Below are 14,117 nucleotides of genomic sequence, written 5' to 3' on the forward strand. Positions count from 1 at the left end.
GCCGGTGTGTCGCGTTAGTCTTCCAAGTCCACTTCCCGGACCATTTCAGCGCCGATACCGGCCTTGATGGCGTCCAGCACCTGCTGGGGAACGGAGCTGTCGATGGTCAGCAGGGCGAGCACCTGGCCGCCTTCGTCGGAACGGGCAACCTGCATGCCGGCGATGTTGATGTTGTTCATGCCCAGGATGTGGCCGATGGTGCCGATGACGCCGGGGCGGTCGGTGTAGGCCACCACCACCAGGTGCTCGCTGATGGGGATTTCAACTTCGAAGCCGTTGATGCCCACCAGCTTCTCCACCTGCTTGGGGCCGGTCAGGGTGCCGGCCACGGAGATCTGGCTGCCGTCGCTCAGGGCACCGCGGAGCGTCAGGACGTTGCGGTACGACTCGGTGTCCGGGGTGGTGATCAGGCGGACGTTGATGCCGCGCTGTTCGGCGATGACGGGTGCGTTGACGTAGGACACCTGCTCGGTCACGATGTCGGCGAAGATGCCCTTCAGCGCTGCCAGCTCCAGCACCTTGACGTCGAGGGACGAAATTTCGCCGGCCACTTCGACGTCGAACTGGGTCAGGGAGGCATGGGTCAGCGCGGTGAAGATGCGGCCCAGCTTTTCGATCAGCGGGATGCCCGGGCGAACGTCGGGTGCGATGACGCCGCCGGCAACGTTGACAGCGTCCGGCACCAGTTCGCCGGCGAGGGCCAGACGGACGGACTTGGCCACGGAGACGCCGGCCTTTTCCTGGGCTTCATCGGTCGAGGCGCCCAGGTGCGGGGTCACCACCACGTTGTCGAGCTTGAAGAACGGCAGGTCGGTGCTGGGTTCCTTGGCAAAGACATCGACGCCGGCACCGGCGATTTCGCCGTCCTGCAGGGCCGTGAACAGGGCTTCCTCGTCCACCAGTCCACCGCGGGCCACGTTGACCACGTAGGCCGTGCTCTTCATCTTCTTGAAGGCGTCTGCTCCGAGCATGCCCACGGTCTCGGGCGTCTTGGGCATGTGGATGGTAATGAAGTCGGACTGGGCAAGGAGTTCGTCCAGGGTGACCAGCTGCACGCCAAGCTGCGCTGCCCGGGCGGAGGTGATGTAGGGATCGTAGGCGAGGATCTTGGTGTCGAAGCCCTTGAGCCGGGCTGCCACGAGGGCACCGATCCGGCCGAGGCCAATGATGCCGATCTTCTTTTCGAACAGTTCGATACCGGTGTACTTGGAGCGCTTCCACTCGCCGTCCTTCAGGGCGGCGCTGGCCTGCGGAATGTGGCGGGCCAGGCTGAGGATGTGGCCCACGGTCAGTTCGGCCGCGGAAACGATGTTGGACGTCGGGGCGTTGACCACCATGACTCCGGCCTGGGTGGCGGCCTTGATGTCGACGTTGTCCAGGCCCACGCCAGCACGGGCGATGACCTTCAGGTTCTTGGCCGCGGCGATGGCTTCGGCGTCCACCTGGGTGGCGGAGCGGACCAGGATCGCGTCTACGTCACTGATCGCCGAGAGCAGCTGGGAACGGTCGGCGCCGTCAGTCTGGCGGATTTCAAAGTCCGGGCCGAGGGCCTCGACGGTGGCGGGGGAAAGTTCTTCGGCGAGCAGTACTACGGGTTTTGACACGGCTGATCCTCTGCGTTGCAGTCCTGGGGATGGAAACAAGTCTAGGCCGACGGAAAGGCCGGGCTCACATTGTTAAGTGTGAACCCGGCCTCACCATTGCGGTCCAAGTGGTTGGGCTTGCGGCCTTAGCGGGCTGCGGAGCCTTCCACGTAGTCAACGTCCTGCTGCTGCCAGGAGAACAGGGAGCGCAGCTCGCGGCCAACAGCCTCGATGGGGTGCTGTTCAGCCTTGGCGCGCAGTTCCTTGAACTCGACGCCGCCGTTGTCCTGGTCCTCGATGAAGCGCTTGGCGAATGCACCGGACTGGATGTCGGCCAGGACGGCCTTCATGTTTTCCTTCACCTCGGGGGTGATGACGCGCGGGCCGGACACGTAGTCACCGTACTCGGCGGTGTCGGAAACGCTCCAGCGCTGCTTGGCGATGCCGCCTTCCCACATGAGGTCAACGATGAGCTTGAGCTCGTGCAGCACCTCGAAGTAGGCGATCTGCGGCTGGTAGCCGGCTTCGGTGAGGGTTTCGAAGCCGTACTGGATCAGCTGGGACACGCCGCCGCAGAGCACGGACTGCTCGCCGAAAAGGTCTGTTTCGGTTTCTTCGGTGAAGGTGGTCTTGATGACGCCCGCACGGGTGCCGCCGATGGCCTTGGCGTAGGACTTGGCCAGTTCCCAGGCGGAACCGGAGGCGTCCTGCTCGACGGCGATGATGTCCGGGATGCCGCGGCCGGCTTCGAACTCGCGGCGGACGGTGTGGCCCGGAGCCTTCGGGGCGATCAGGATGACGTCGACGCCCTCGGGGGCCTGGATGTAACCGAAGCGGATGTTGAAGCCGTGGGCAAAGGCAAGGGCCTTGCCGGGGGTCAGCTTGTCCTTGATGGAGTCGTTGTAGATCGCGCGCTGGTGCTGGTCCGGCGCCAGGATCATGATGACGTCGGCCCATTCGGCGGCGTCGGCAACGTTCTTGACCGTGAAGCCGGCGTCTTCGGCCTTGGCGATCGACTTGGAGCCCTCCTTCAGGGCGATAACAACCTCGACGCCGGAATCGCGCAGGTTCAGCGCGTGGGCGTGGCCCTGCGAGCCGTAGCCAACAATGGCAACCTTGCGGCCCTGGATGATGGAAAGGTCGGCGTCGTCGTCGTAGAACATTTCAGTCACTTGCGTAACTCCTCTTGAGTGGTTGTAGATAGTGGTCTTGCGGTGCTGCGGTTACGGGCGCCAGGTCCCGCCCGGGCTGGTGCCTAGGCGGAACGGAGGGCCCGGTCACTCATGGAGCGGGATCCCCGTCCAACGGCCAGGGTGCCGGACTGCACGATTTCGCGGATACCGAAGGGCTCCAGCACTGAAAGCAGGGCTGTGAGCTTTTCCGGATGGCCGGTGGCCTCAATGACGACCGAGTCGGTGGAAACGTCCACCACTGAGGCGCGGAACAGGTCTGCGGCTTGGGTTACCTGCAGGCGTGTTGCGGCATCCGCACGTACCTTGACCAGGATGTGGTCGCGCTGTACGGAAGTTTCTGGGGTCAGCTCAACGATCTTGATCACGTTGACCAGTTTGTTGAGCTGCTTGGTGACCTGCTCGATGAGGTCGCCATCGGCGTCGACCACCACCGTCATGCGGGACACGCCCGGCACTTCGGTGGGGCCGACGGCCAGGGAGTTGATGTTGAAGGCGCGGCGGGCGAACAGGCTCGCCACGCGGGTCAGGACGCCGGGCTTGTCCTCAACCAGGACGGAAAGTGTGTGGCGGCTCATGCTCAGTCTTCCTCTTCCCATTCCGGGGTCATGTTTCGGGCGACCTGGATTTGGTCATTGCTCACTCCGGAGGGCACCATCGGCCACACCATGGAGTTGGGGCTCACCACGAAGTCGATGACCACGGGGCGGTCGTTGATCTCGAGTGCCTTCTGGATGGTGGCGTCGATGTCCTCTTCGCGTTCGACGCGGAACGAGGCACAACCATAGGCCTCCCCCAGCTTGACGAAGTCCGGGATCCGGACGGTGTCATGGCCGGTGTTGAGGTCGGTGTTGGAGTAGCGGCCCTCGTAGAAGAGGGTCTGCCACTGCCGCACCATGCCCAGCGATGAGTTGTTGATGACGGCAACCTTGATGGGGATCTTGTTGATGGCGCAGGTGGCCAGTTCCTGGTTGGTCATCTGGAAGCAGCCGTCGCCGTCGATGGCCCAGACCACCCGGTCAGGCTCGCCCACCTTGGCGCCCATGGCCGCCGGGACGGCGTAGCCCATGGTGCCGGCGCCGCCGGAGTTCAGCCAGGCGTGCGGGCGCTCGTACTTGATGAACTGGGCAGCCCACATCTGGTGCTGGCCAACGCCCGCCACGTAAACGCCTTCGGGGCCGGTTAGCTGGCCGATCCGCTCAATGACCTTCTGCGGGGCGATGAGGCCGTCATCCGGCTCGGTCCAGCCCAGCGGGTAGGTTTCCTTGAGGTTGTTCAGGAAGGCCCACCAGGTGGTCAGCTCAGGCGTGCCGGAAGCTTCGAACTGGCTGCGGACGGCCTCTGTCAGTTCCGGAATGATCTCCTTGACGGAGCCGACGATGGGCACGTCCGCGGTGCGGTTCTTGGAAATTTCGGCGGGATCGATGTCGGCGTGGATGACCTTGGCGTGGGGTGCGAAGGTCCGCAGCACGCCGGTAACGCGGTCATCGAAGCGGGCGCCGAGCGTGATCAGGAGGTCTGACTGCTGCAGGGCGGTCACGGCGGAAACACTGCCGTGCATGCCCGGCATGCCCACGTGCTGCGGGTGGGAATCCGGGAACGCGCCCTTTGCCATCAGGGTGGTCACCACGGGCGCACCCGTCGCTTCGGCGAGGGCGAGCAGTTCCGCCGAGGCATGCGCCTTGACCACGCCGCCGCCCACGTAGAGGACCGGCTTGGAGGCAGCAGCGATAAGTTTCGCCGCCTCGCGCACCTGCTTGTTGTGTCCCCGGGTTACGGGACGGTAGCCGGGCAGGTCGATCTTCGGCGGCCAGGAGAACGTCATCTGGCCCACCTGGGCGTCTTTGGCAACGTCAACCAGGACGGGGCCGGGGCGGCCGGTGGAGGCGAGGTGGAAGGCCTCGGCCATGACGTGCGGGATGTCGTTGGGGTCTGTCACCAGGAACGAGTGCTTGGTGATGGGCATGGTGATGCCCACGATGTCGGCTTCCTGGAAGGCATCGGTGCCGATGACGCCGCTGGCGACCTGGCCGGTGATGGCCACCAGGGGCACGGAGTCCATGTGGGCGTCCATGATGGCGGTAACGAGGTTGGTGGCGCCGGGGCCCGAGGTGGCGATGCAGACGCCAACCCGCCCGGTGACCATGGCGTAGCCTTGCGCGGCGTGGCCGGCTCCCTGTTCGTGACGGACCAGCACGTGGTTCATGGTGGAGGCCATCAAGGGGTCGTAGGTGGGCAGGATCGCGCCACCAGGCAAACCGAAAATGTCGTCGACGCCGAGTTCTTCGAGCGAGCGGACGATTGCTTGCGAGCCGGTCATCACCGTCGGGGGTACAACGTTGTTCGGCCCAAGGACAGGAGAGACGGCAGCAAGGTCGGCGACGACGGCGGCATGCTCGGCCGTCCGGTCGGCGCGTTCCGGAGCCTTGGCGGCTCCAGCGGACTTGGTGGCCATCAGCGAGGGGCTGATGGGCGATCCTTTGCTCATCGGACTCTTCCTTGTGGATCTTCTCTGGTGTTGGAACTTTGACTGGAAAGGCGGAAAATAAAAAAACCCCTCAGCCTGGTGGCTCTGTGAGGGGTTCGCGCGTGACGGTTCGTTACCAGTGGAGGCTAATGTGCCACGCGCTTGGTAAGGACGACGACGATGCCGGTAACGAAGGTCATGCGTTCAGTTTTCCCTCTTGGCAAGACGGGTGTCAACGAGCGAGCACCGTATCTCACCATGTGGACAACACTGTCCACTCTTTGATCCTATCTCGGAAGGACCAGCCGAAACCGAACCGCGGAGGGCAGCAGGGCTTAGTAAGGGGGATCCCGAGGGCCCCAAGTGATGCGGCGGCCCCGCCGCATCACTTGGGTAGGGATCACCCGTCAGCCTGTGTAAGCGCCCTGGCTGGCGCTGTGCACCAGCTTGGCGTACTTGGCGAGCACTCCCTTGGTGTAGCGGGCCGGGAGCGGCTCCCAGCCCACTTTGCGGGCCTCAAGCTCGGCGCCGTCCACCAGCAGGTCGAACGTCCGCGCGGCGATGTCCACCCTGATCCGGTCGCCGTCCTTGACGAGGGCGATGGGGCCGCCGTCGACCGCTTCCGGTGCAACGTGGCCGATGCACAGGCCGGTGGTTCCGCCGGAGAAGCGGCCGTCGGTCAGCAACAGGACGTCCTTGCCCAGGCCGGCGCCCTTGATGGCACCGGTGATCGCAAGCATTTCCCGCATGCCCGGGCCGCCCTTGGGACCTTCGTAACGGATGACGACGACGTCACCGGCCTTGATCTCACCGTTATCGAGCGCGTCCAGGGCACCCTTCTCGCGTTCGAAGACACGGGCCGAGCCCTCGAAGACGTCGGCGTCGAAGCCGGCACTCTTGACGACGGCGCCTTCCGGAGCCATCGAGCCGTGCAGGATGGTGATGCCGCCGGTTTTGTGGATCGGGTTGTCCAGTGCGCGCAGGATCTTGCCATCAACGTCCGGCGGGTTGATCGCCTCGAGGTTTTCAGCGACAGTCTTGCCCGTGACGGTGAGGCAGTCGCCGTGCAGCAGGCCGGCGTCGAGCAGGGCCTTCATGATCACCGGCACGCCGCCGATCCGGTCGACATCGGTCATCACGTAGCGGCCGAACGGCTTGAGGTCGCCCAGGTGCGGGATCTTGTCGCCGATGCGGTTGAAGTCGTCCAGGGTCAGCTCCACCTCGGCTTCGCGGGCGATGGCCAGCAGGTGCAGGACGGCGTTGGTGGAACCACCGAAGGCCATGGTGACGGCGATGGCGTTCTCGAAGGCCTCCTTGGTCATGATGTCGCGCGCAGTGATGCCCTTTCGCAGCAGGTTGACCACCGCTTCACCCGACTTGCGGGCGAATTCATCACGACGGCGGTCTGCCGAGGGCGGGGCGGCGGAGCCGGGCAGGGACATGCCAAGGGCTTCGCCGATGCAGGCCATGGTATTGGCCGTGTACATGCCGCCGCAGGCGCCCTCACCCGGGCAGATGGCCTTTTCGATCCGGGTGAGGTCCTCCATGCTCATCTTGCCGGCCGCGCATGCACCGACGGCCTCGAAGGCGTCGATGAGGGTGACTTCCTTTTCGGAGCCGTCTTCGAGCTTCACCCAGCCGGGCATGATGGAGCCGGCGTAGAGGAAGACGCTGGCCAGGTCCAGGCGGGCGGCAGCCATGAGCATGCCGGGCAGGGATTTGTCGCAGCCGGCCAGCAGGACCGAACCGTCGATCCGTTCCGCCTGCATGACGGTCTCAACGGAGTCGGCGATGACTTCGCGGGAGACCAGTGAGAAGTGCATTCCCTCGTGTCCCATGGAAATGCCGTCCGAGACTGAGATGGTGCCGAACTGCATGGGGAACCCCCCACCTGCGTGGACGCCTTCCTTGGCGCCCTGCGCGAGGCGGTTCAGCGAGAGGTTGCAGGGGGTGATCTCGTTCCATGAGCTCGCCACGCCAATCTGCGGTTTGGCGAAGTCGTCATCGCCCATGCCGACGGCCCGGAACATGCCGCGCGCGGGCGCCGCATGGATTCCATCGGTGACGACGCGGCTGCGGGGCTTGATATCAGGCGTGTTCTCAGTTGTGGTCTGGGCGTCACTCATAGGGGAAAGTCTAGGGCTCACGCCGTGGCCGGACGACCGTAAGTGCCGGTTCCCGGTGAAATAGCGGCAAAATCCAGCCAAATAGTGGACTGGGATCTCATATTCTGAGCCGCCCGGGGGCGCCGGGCGGGCTCTTGCCGCGCCGCGCCCACGGCCCGGGCCTCCGCGTTCCGCCTGCTGCATCTCTGGACAGCAGTGGCCGCCCGACGTAGCGTCGGGACAGGACACCCCCGCCGCCCGGATCGAGAGGCCTGCCATGGACATTCTTTTCTGGATCATCCTCATCGTCGTCATCGCGGCAGTCATTTGGTGGCTGCTGAACCGCAACAAATCGGCCAACGCGCCGGGCGCATCCGGCACGAGGTCGGACGGCGCACTGGAGGGAGGCAGCGCCGCAGCATCGGCTGACGCTGCCGCGACCACCGGCATACCCACGGCGGCCGGCTTCGGCGCGGCCGCCGGACCGGCCGCCCCCGCAACGGCAGAGGAGCCGGCGGACTCGTCGGCGTCACCACGGGCGACGCCCCCAACTGCCGAGGCACTCGACACCCCGGTCCGGGACTCTTCCGGCGCCGGTGATGGCACGGACTCTTCCCGTGCCGGCGATGAGCGCCGGCGGCAGGACGAAGCCGAGTGGGCAACCCAATGGTCCGAGGCCGGACCGTCCGGATCACGGCCCGCACCAGCCTCCACCGGCCCTGCACCGGCAACGGCCGCAGCACCGGTGGCAGCCGCGCCCACGGCCGGGGCTGCACCAGGGGAAACAGACACCGCGCAGCCGGCATCCGTGGAGCACGACTCCCCCACGCCCGTCCACCCCCGGCACCATGACGAATACACGGCACCCCACGCCCCGACGCTACCCGGCGCCGAAACCGCCGCGGTGGAAGAAACGGCAGCGGCCGAAATGATGGCCCGCGCAGAATCCTCCGCCCTGGTGGAGGAGGCGGGAGCGCAGTACCAGGAATTGGCCCCGCTGCAAGGTGAAGCGGCAGGAGAACCGACCGGGCACCTCGCGGCCGACGAACCCTACGGGGCAGGCTCGGCCTCGCCCGCCGCCGATGGAAGCGGGCCGGCGGACTACAGCGTCAAGGCGGACGCCGCTGCGATGGTCTACTACGAAGAAGGACATCCCGACTATGAGCAGACCCGGGCGGAAGTCTGGTTTGAGTCTGCAGCGCACGCCGAGGCCGCCGGTTTCCGCGCTCCGCGGCGCAGGCGGCTCCAGCAGGAGGACGGGCCGCTTTAAGGCCCCGCGCCAATGCTGGACGCTGTTCCTGGCGTTCCTGCTGGCGGCGTGCACCGGCACGCCGCCAGCCCCAACGCCTGGAAGCAGCGCCGGCACCACGACGGAACCGTCCGTCTCCATACCCGCGGTGCAGGAGAAACTCGAGCTGCAGCTGAATGTCCCCTGGGCAGCGGTCTTCCTTCCGGACGGCACGGCCGTCATCTCCGAGCGTGGAACCGCGTTGTTGAAGGCAGTCCGCAATGGACAGGCCACCACCGTGGGGAAAGTCCCGGGCGTGGTGCCCGGTGGCGAAGGAGGCCTGCTGGGCCTGGCTCTGTCTCCGCATTTTGATGTTGACCACTACCTCTACGCCTATGTGACAGGCCAGGAGGACAACCGCGTGGTCAGGCTGACCCTCGAAAGAGACGCTACCGGGACTCTGGTCCCCGGGCCGCCGCAAACCGTCTTTGCCGGCATACCGAAGGCCACGACGCACAACGGCGGAAGGATCCGGTTTGGACCGGACGGCTTTCTCTATGTGGGCACCGGCGATGCCCAGCACCGGGAACAGCCCCAGGACCCGAACGCTTTGGGCGGCAAGATCCTGCGGCTTGCCCAGGACGGCAGTCCCGCGCCCGGGAACCCGTTTGGAAATGCCGTTTACAGCCTTGGACACCGGAATGTCCAGGGGTTGGCCTGGGGCAGCGACGGCCGGCTGTGGGCCAGCGAATTCGGCCCCGACGTCAATGACGAGCTCAACCTGATCCTTCCCGGCGCCAACTACGGCTGGCCGGAAGTGACGGGCGCACCGCACCGGCCGGGATTCCAGGATGCAAAGGTCGTGTGGCCGGCCACAAGCGAATCGTCGCCCAGCGGCCTGGAAATAGCCGGCGGCACCGCGTACCTGGGAGCGCTTCGCGGGGAGAGGCTGTGGGCAGTCGCCCTCCACGGAACGGAGGCAGGCAATCCTGTGGCCTATTTCACAGGGATGTACGGGCGGATCAGGGATGTGATCCGGACCCCGGAGGGCGAATTGTGGCTGCTGACCAACAACGAAAACCCTGATTTCGTGCTGGTTTTGAGGCTGCGGAAGTGACGGGGACACGTCCCCCCGCGCCGATTTCACTTGCACCAAAAGTTCGTGTAGAGTTTCATGTCGTTGCGGAGATCAACGGGAAAGAAAAAGCCCGAAAGATTGAAGCAAAGAAGATGCACCTCTAGCTCAATTGGCAGAGCAATTGACTCTTAATCAATGGGTTCCGGGTTCAAGTCCCGGGGGGTGCACCACTGGGAAAACAGCCTCCGGCTCGCGGCAACGCGAGCCGGAGGCTGTTTTGTTTTGTCGGCTGAATTTATCGACTGCGAAGGCAATGGCCCAGCAACGGATGGAGCCGCGGGAACGTGCGACGGCCGGCGGGCCGCCGGGCACAAAAAAGCGTGGCCCCGTCAATTGATTGCCGGGGCCACGCTTTAAGGCCGAGAGAAAATGCCGGTTACTTGGCCGAGTCCACCAGGGCCGAGGCATTGCTGGGCGTTGTGGCGAACTGGCTGGCGAGTTCGCGGACCACAGCTTTAAGTTCCTGGCGCAGGACCTCGGGGTCGATCGATGCGGACGCCAATACGGAGCGCTCCATCTCCACTGCCTGGGCCACAGCTTCCTTGCCCCGCTCGGTCAGCGACACCACGTGGCTCCTGCGGTCCGAGGTGCTGCGCACCCGGACAATGTGGCCATGGGACTCAAGCCGGCTGAGCGTCTTGCCCATGGTCTGGGCCTGGACGCGGACGTACTGGGCAAGCTGGGCCTGGGTCATGGGACCTTGGGCGGCCAGCACTTCGATGGCGATGACACCGGCATGGGTGAGTCCGATGGCGCCAAGTTTTTCGTTCCAGGAGTGTTCAACGAGGCGCGCAGCAGTGGACAGGAGGCGCCCTGTGGGCCAGTGATCCATATCAGGCATAGCAGCAAGTATAGCCAAGTGCCGATTAGCACTCGCCCCACCTGCTTACTAGGCTGTTGTGTCCCGCCCGCAACAAGGAGAAAAACATTGGCTGAAAGACTCGTCACCGGCGACAAAGCACCCGCGTTCACCTTGCAGGATTCAAGCGGCAAGGAGGTCAGCCTGGCCCCGGCCTCCGGCCGCTCCACCATTGTCTACTTCTACCCGGCAGCGTCCACACCCGGCTGCACCAAGGAAGCCTGCGACTTCCGCGACAGCCTTGCCTCCCTGCAGGCCTCCGGATACGACGTCCTCGGCATTTCGCCTGACCCTGTGGAAAAGCTGGCAAAATTTGCCGCCAATGAAGCCCTGACATTCCCCCTGCTCTCGGATGAGGACCACGCAGTAGCCGAGGCTTATGGCGCCTGGGGCGAAAAAAAGAACTACGGAAAGACATACCAGGGCCTGATCCGCTCCACCATCGTGGTGGATCCCGACGGCACGGTGTCCCTGGCCCAGTACAACGTCAGGGCAACCGGCCACGTGGCCAAGCTGCGGCGGGACCTCAACCTGGACGCCTGACCGCGCCGCTGCGCCCGCCGGAACACCCTGCCGGAGCGACGCTACAATGGACACTGGCATCCCGCCGTCGAACGCTGTGCGTTCATGGCAGGAAGCCTGCGCGCGAGTGGTGAAATTGGCAGACACGCAGGATTTAGGTTCCTGTGCCTTCGGGCGTGGGGGTTCAAGTCCCCCCTTGCGCACATAGCGGATCCCCCGGCTTCGGCCGGGGGATCCTTCGCTTTAAGCCGTGCCCTCCCCTGCCGGTCCATGCCCCGAATCGAAAAACTCCAAAGATCCACCCATCCGCTTCCGCGCACCGGCCGAATAGCCAATGAGACACCAGCCAAGGGCAGGTGCTTACCCCCCAAGTCAGACTGCAAGCCGCGGACACAATTCCAAGGGCAGCAGGCGAAACGATCCAAGGAGAACTGAAATGCAGACCTTCAAGCGCACCACTTTCACCGTCGCAGGCGTTGCAGCGGCCGCTCTGCTCAGCCTCACCGCATGTGGCGGTTCAGGCAGCACGTCCGGGTCCTCGGCATCTTCGGCGCCGATGTCCTCCGCCCCCAGCTCCAGCATGGCCTCACCGTCCGCCAGCGCATCGGCAAAATCTTCCGCAAGCAGCATGGACCCGGCAGCAAACCTGGTCGGCCCCGGCTGCGCCGCCTACGCCCAGCAGGTTCCCACCGGCGCAGGTTCGGTAGCGGGCATGGCCCTGGATCCGGTGGCCGTCGCGGCTTCCAACAACCCCATCCTCACCACGCTCACCGCGTCGGTTTCCGGCAAGCTCAACCCCAAGGTCAACCTGGTTGACACCCTCAACGGCGGCGAATTCACCGTCTTCGCACCGGTGGATGACGCCTTCAAGAAGATTGACGCCGCCACCATCGACACCCTCAAGACGGACGATGCCCTGCTGAGCAAGATCCTGACCTACCACGTTGTTCCCGGCCAGATCACCCCCGACAAAATCGCCGGCACGCACGCCACCGTCGAGGGCGGCTCCGTCACCGTGACCGGCAGCGGCAACAACCTCAAGGTGGACAACGCCAACGTCATCTGCGGCGGCGTCAAGACCAAGAACGCCACGGTCTACCTGATCGACTCCGTGCTGATGCCCAAGTAGCCGACTCAGGCAACAGGCGTTCTTCGACCAAGCCGGGTTCCGCTGGTTTTCCAGGGGCCCGGCATTGGCGTGTCCGCCTCCAGGCAACGTTCAAGTCCTGTCCACTAGACTGGGTCCCGGCCCGCAAGCGGCGGAGCCGGCAGGATCCAGAGGTGATAAACGAGTGCCCAGCAGTACATCGCGGCGGACTGCCATCAAGGCCGGCGCCGTCCTCATGGCGCTGGGCGTCACATCATGCACAGGCACACCGTCGCCCTCTCCCGCGCCCGGCCAGAACAACTCCACACCGGCGGATCCGGCAGCAACGTTCAGCTTCGGTACGGCCGCCCAGCCATTGGGCCTTGACCCGGCGTTGTCCAACGACGTCGAATCCCAGCGCATCACGCGGCAAATCATGGAAGGCCTCGTGGGCGTGGACCAGACCACCGGCAAGCCCACACCACTGCTGGCCACCGAATGGAACGAATCCAACGAGGGCCGCACCTACACCTTTAAACTCCGGACCGGCGTCACCTTCCAGGATGGCACCCCGTTCAACGCCGACGCCGTCTGCACCAACTTCAACCGCTGGTTCGCCTTTCCCGCTGAACTGCGGAAGCAGGCACCGGGAAGCTCCTTCAAGGGCGTCTTCAAGGCACACTCGGACGAAGCAAGCCTCTCAATCTTCAAGAGTTGCACCGCGGTGGCAGCGGACACCGTGCAGATCGACCTCACCCAGCGCTTCACCGCGTTCCTCCAGGCGTTGACCCTGCCCGCCTTCGCCATCGCCTCCCCCGCAGCCCTCGCAGCCGGCAAGGCCGACGTGCTGGACCAAAACCGTGGCGGCCAGGCCTTGTCCGTTTTCGCCACCAACCCGGTGGGCACGGGCCCCTTCTCGTTCGCCGCGTGGGGCAGCGACAGTGTCACCCTCTCCAGCAACAAGACCTACTGGGGCGACCGCGGCCAGATCGCCACCATCAATTTCCTGGCCTACAACTACCCGCAAACCCGCCTCCAGGCCCTCCTGGACGGCAAGATCGACGGCTACGACGCCGTGACGGTGGGGAATTTCGACCAGCTGGTCAAGCGCGGCAAGCAGATCGTCCAGCGCGACCCCTTCTCCGTGATGTACGTGGGCATAAACCAGGACGTCCCGGTGCTCCAGAACCAGAAGATCCGGCAGGCGGTGGAGCTCGCGATCGACAAGGAAACCCTGATCCGGAAGTTCTTCATCGACAACACCGCCAAAGCCACGCAGTTCGTCCCGCCCAAGATCAGCGGCTTCAACAACGACGCCCCGGAGCTGGGACATGATCCGGAGAAGGCCAAGAGCTACCTCAAGGAGGCCGGTTACGCGGGCGAGGAACTGAAGTTCTACTATCCCTTGAACGTCACCCGCCCCTACCTTCCTACCCCCGAGAAGGTCTACGCCGAGCTCAGCCGCCAGCTCACCGCGGTCGGCTTCAACATCCGGCCCGTCCCGGTCGACTGGTCAGACGGCTACCTCCAGAAGGTCCAGTCCCCCGGCGACCACGCACTGCACATCCTCGGCTGGAACGGCTCCTACTCGGACGCCGACAACTTCGTCGGCCCGCTGTTCGGCGAGAAGAACGGCGAATTCGGGTACCAGGATCCGCAGGTGTTCTCGAAGATCAACAGGGCCCGCGGCCTGCCGGACGGCAAGGAGCGTGATGACTTGTATCACACCATCAACTCCCAGATCGCGGCGACCGTGCCGGCCGTTCCCATCGCCTTCCCCATCTCTGCCCTTGCCCTTTCAGACCGGGTCCTGAACTACCCGGCGTCACCGGTCTTAAATGAAGTTTTTACGAAGGTCCAACTAAAGCCTTGACGGGCCGGTCCAATTTCAGTATGTCGGCTGCGCGGGGATATTCTGTGACAGCCAGAGCCGCTGCA

Annotated in this window: 11 protein-coding genes and 2 tRNA genes; 7 read left to right on the forward strand and 6 right to left on the reverse strand. The window is 64.9% G+C overall.

The genetic code is table 11. The features are described from left to right. Positions 1 to 14 precede the first annotated feature (14 nt). The 5 genes from serA to ilvD form a co-directional block, all read right to left on the reverse strand. A complete protein-coding gene (serA, locus tag AB4Y79_RS15155) occupies positions 15 to 1,604 on the reverse strand; it encodes a phosphoglycerate dehydrogenase (RefSeq protein WP_109045023.1) in 1,590 nt (529 codons plus the stop codon). Positions 1,605 to 1,729: 125 nt separating this feature from the next. After that, positions 1,730 to 2,755: a ketol-acid reductoisomerase gene (gene ilvC / locus AB4Y79_RS15160; RefSeq protein WP_285243951.1), complete on the reverse strand. Its 1,026-nt coding sequence runs from the start codon at positions 2,753 to 2,755 to the stop codon at positions 1,730 to 1,732. Positions 2,756 to 2,838: 83 nt separating this feature from the next. After that, a complete protein-coding gene (ilvN, locus tag AB4Y79_RS15165; protein ID WP_018760055.1) occupies positions 2,839 to 3,351 on the reverse strand; it encodes an acetolactate synthase small subunit in 513 nt (170 codons plus the stop codon). Positions 3,352 to 3,353: 2 nt separating this feature from the next. Beyond that, positions 3,354 to 5,261: an acetolactate synthase large subunit gene (locus AB4Y79_RS15170; RefSeq protein WP_441863388.1), complete on the reverse strand. Its 1,908-nt coding sequence runs from the start codon at positions 5,259 to 5,261 to the stop codon at positions 3,354 to 3,356. Positions 5,262 to 5,647: 386 nt separating this feature from the next. Further along, positions 5,648 to 7,366, reverse strand: a complete 1,719-nt coding sequence (ilvD, locus tag AB4Y79_RS15175; RefSeq protein WP_441863390.1) for a dihydroxy-acid dehydratase — start codon at positions 7,364 to 7,366, stop codon at positions 5,648 to 5,650. A gap of 256 nt (positions 7,367 to 7,622) precedes the next feature. On the opposite strand from ilvD, the gene AB4Y79_RS15180 reads away from it, so the two are divergent. From AB4Y79_RS15180 to AB4Y79_RS15190, 3 genes are all read left to right on the forward strand, one after another. Further along, complete coding sequence (locus AB4Y79_RS15180; RefSeq protein WP_441863392.1) at positions 7,623 to 8,615, forward strand: sunset domain-containing protein; 993 nt, start codon at positions 7,623 to 7,625, stop codon at positions 8,613 to 8,615. Between the two features lie 118 nt (positions 8,616 to 8,733). Further along, positions 8,734 to 9,690, forward strand: coding sequence for a PQQ-dependent sugar dehydrogenase (locus AB4Y79_RS15185; RefSeq protein ID WP_441863679.1), 957 nt, complete (start codon positions 8,734 to 8,736; stop codon positions 9,688 to 9,690). Positions 9,691 to 9,805: 115 nt separating this feature from the next. Next, a tRNA-Lys gene (locus AB4Y79_RS15190) sits at positions 9,806 to 9,881 on the forward strand. A 206-nt stretch (positions 9,882 to 10,087) separates the two neighbouring features. Here AB4Y79_RS15190 and AB4Y79_RS15195 read toward each other — a convergent pair. Further along, positions 10,088 to 10,543, reverse strand: a complete 456-nt coding sequence (locus AB4Y79_RS15195) for a MarR family winged helix-turn-helix transcriptional regulator (protein ID WP_441863681.1) — start codon at positions 10,541 to 10,543, stop codon at positions 10,088 to 10,090. 96 nt (positions 10,544 to 10,639) lie between these two features. Between AB4Y79_RS15195 and bcp the strand changes: the two genes are divergently transcribed. The 4 genes from bcp to AB4Y79_RS15215 all read left to right on the forward strand — a co-directional run bounded on the left by bcp (position 10,640) and on the right by AB4Y79_RS15215 (position 14,052). Continuing rightward, positions 10,640 to 11,113 carry a thioredoxin-dependent thiol peroxidase gene (gene bcp / locus AB4Y79_RS15200; RefSeq protein WP_441863394.1) on the forward strand — a complete coding sequence of 158 codons (474 nt, stop codon included), beginning with the start codon at positions 10,640 to 10,642 and terminating at the stop codon, positions 11,111 to 11,113. Positions 11,114 to 11,213: 100 nt separating this feature from the next. Next, positions 11,214 to 11,295: transfer RNA gene (locus AB4Y79_RS15205), tRNA-Leu, on the forward strand. A gap of 233 nt (positions 11,296 to 11,528) precedes the next feature. Continuing rightward, positions 11,529 to 12,221 carry a fasciclin domain-containing protein gene (locus tag AB4Y79_RS15210; RefSeq protein WP_441863396.1) on the forward strand — a complete coding sequence of 231 codons (693 nt, stop codon included), beginning with the start codon at positions 11,529 to 11,531 and terminating at the stop codon, positions 12,219 to 12,221. Between the two features lie 163 nt (positions 12,222 to 12,384). Further along, on the forward strand, positions 12,385 to 14,052 hold the full coding sequence (locus tag AB4Y79_RS15215; protein ID WP_441863399.1) for an ABC transporter substrate-binding protein: 1,668 nt from the start codon (positions 12,385 to 12,387) through the stop codon (positions 14,050 to 14,052). The last annotated feature ends 65 nt before the right edge of the window (positions 14,053 to 14,117 follow it).

The organism is Pseudarthrobacter sp. YAF2 (assembly GCF_052113345.1).
In the GTDB taxonomy this organism is placed as follows: domain Bacteria; phylum Actinomycetota; class Actinomycetes; order Actinomycetales; family Micrococcaceae; genus Arthrobacter.